At 43.4% G+C, this 2,551-nt stretch carries 1 protein-coding gene and 1 pseudogene; both read left to right on the top strand.

Annotation, left to right across the window (positions count from 1 at the left end; genetic code table 11):
• Positions 1 to 826 (top strand): annotated as a pseudogene (locus tag CXF78_RS19995) (malate synthase); the annotation flags it as partial.
• 90 nt (positions 827 to 916) lie between these two features.
• Positions 917 to 2,233, top strand: a complete 1,317-nt coding sequence (gene aceA, locus CXF78_RS19990) for an isocitrate lyase (RefSeq protein WP_102037742.1) — start codon at positions 917 to 919, stop codon at positions 2,231 to 2,233.
• Positions 2,234 to 2,551: the final 318 nt, after the last annotated feature.

Here is a 2,551-nt window from a genome sequence, read left to right as displayed (position 1 = left end):
TCTTTATGAACTTCGTTCAAACATTGTCGCGCTGAATTGTGGCCGTTGGGATTATATCTTCAGCTACATCAAAACCTTAAAGAACTATCCTGATCGTGTGCTACCCGACCGTCAAGCGGTAACTATGGATACTAAATTTTTAAGTGCCTATTCACGCTTATTGATTAAAACTTGCCATAAACGTGGCGCATTAGCCATGGGCGGAATGGCAGCATTTATTCCTGCCAAAGATGAAGCAACTAACGAACTGGTATTACAAAAAGTACGTGGCGATAAGGAGTTAGAAGCTCGCAATGGTCATGATGGTACTTGGGTTGCTCATCCGGGTTTAGCCGACACAGCGATGAAAATTTTCAATGATTACATCGGTGGCGATAGAACCAATCAATTACACATTACTCGTGATGTCGATGCACCCATTTTAGCCAGCGAATTACTCGAGCCTTGTCAAGGCGAGCGAACTGAAGCGGGTATGCGGTTGAACATTCGTATTGCGTTGCAGTACATCGAAGCGTGGATCCAGGGCAATGGTTGCGTACCGATTTACGGTTTGATGGAAGATGCTGCCACAGCAGAAATATCGCGTACTTCTATTTGGCAATGGATCCAGCATGGTAAAAGTTTATCCAATGGCAAACTGGTCACTAAAGCATTGTTTAAAGACATGTTGAAAGAGGAAACGGCCAACGTGAAAAAGGAACTTGGCGCGGAGCGTTTTAATGCAGGTGAGTTCGCCAAAGCGGCAGAATTATTTGAACAAATTACTACCTCTGATGAGCTAGTCGATTTCTTAACATTACCAGGATATGAACTGTTAACGGCGTAATGTCGGATAACGATATTAATTACAACACTACTGAATTAGGCAAAGTTGAATGATTCACTTTGCCACCCTCATACAGGAAGGGGCGACACTATGACTACACAACTAACTCGTCAGCAACAGGTTGATGCAATTAAGAAAGATTGGGCTGAAAATCCACGTTGGAAATCGGTTAAGCGTCCTTTTACTGCTGAAGAAGTTGTCGCATTACGTGGCTCTGTTGTGCCAGAAAATACCATTGCTAAAATGGGTGCTGCAAAATTGTGGGAACTGGTTAACGGCGGCGCTAAAAAAGGCTACGTAAACTCACTGGGCGCACTTACTGGTGGTCAAGCTGTACAGCAAGCAAAAGCGGGAATAGAAGCGATTTACTTATCAGGCTGGCAGGTAGCTGCTGACGCTAACTTAGCGGGCACAATGTATCCAGACCAATCACTTTACCCAGCAAACTCAGTACCTGCAGTTGTGAGCCGTATTAATAACTCATTTCGCCGTGCTGACCAGATTCAATGGGGCAAAGAAGTAAATCCTGGTGATGACAATTACACTGACTATTTCCTACCTATCGTTGCTGATGCAGAAGCCGGTTTTGGTGGTGTATTGAATGCATTTGAACTAATGAAGTCGATGATTGATGCTGGTGCTGCAGGTGTTCACTTTGAAGACCAATTAGCGTCTGTTAAGAAGTGTGGTCACATGGGCGGTAAAGTCCTCGTACCAACTCAAGAAGCGGTGCAAAAGTTAGTTGCTGCACGTTTAGCGGCAGATGTCAGTGGTGTTGATACCTTGGTTATTGCACGTACAGATGCTAATGCTGCTGATTTGATGACTTCAGATTGTGATGAATATGACCGTGAGTTTGTTACTGGTGAACGTACTAACGAAGGTTTCTACCGCGTTAGAGCTGGTTTAGACCAAGCTATTTCACGTGGTCTTGCTTATGCTCCTTATGCTGATTTAATTTGGTGTGAAACAGCTAAACCTTGTCTTGAAGAAGCGAAGAAATTTGCTGATGCCATTCATGCACAGTATCCAGATCAACTACTTGCTTATAACTGTTCACCTTCGTTCAACTGGAAGAAGAACTTGGATGACGCTACGATTGCTAAGTTCCAGCAAGAGTTGTCTAACATGGGCTACAAGTACCAGTTCATCACGTTAGCGGGCATTCATAACATGTGGTACAACATGTTCGATTTAGCCTATGACTACGCACGTGGTGAAGGCATGAAGCATTATGTTGAAAAAGTACAAGAGCTTGAATTTGCTGCTGCTAAGAAAGGTTATACCTTCGTATCGCACCAGCAAGAAGTGGGCACAGGTTACTTTGACCAAGTGACTACGTGTATTCAAGGCGGTAAATCGTCAGTAACAGCGCTAACGGGCTCGACTGAAGAAGAACAGTTTTAATCGTTAGTCCCAACCGTTTTACAAGTTTGGTCACTTTGTGACTGTTGTAACCCCGTGCGGCTCACCTACAGGTCGTACGGGATTTTTATCCAAATAGAATGGTTTATAAGTCAATGCTTAGTTGTTGAACCTGATTGTTTGGATACTTCCTACCCGTAAGTTTTTTCCAACCACATTATTGTGATTGCGGCTCTTGTGAGCCGTTTTTTTTTGCCCAATATTTATCGTTTATGTAGATGTCACTTTTGCACCCAAATGAACCCCGCTTATCTCGAACGACACTAGCTCAAAAATTGCAATTCCTGAATAAAGTGATGT

This window comes from Shewanella sp. 11B5, from assembly GCF_002836795.1.
Classification (GTDB): domain Bacteria; phylum Pseudomonadota; class Gammaproteobacteria; order Enterobacterales; family Shewanellaceae; genus Shewanella; species Shewanella frigidimarina.
Note: the sequence above shows the minus strand (reverse complement) of the source record. Positions and strands in the feature narration are given on the sequence as shown.

Bases quoted from the DNA above. Each gene is read 5' to 3' on its own strand.
- aceA (WP_102037742.1), top strand. From the start codon at position 917: ATGACTACACAACTAACTCGTCAGCAACAGGTTGATGCAATTAAGAAA.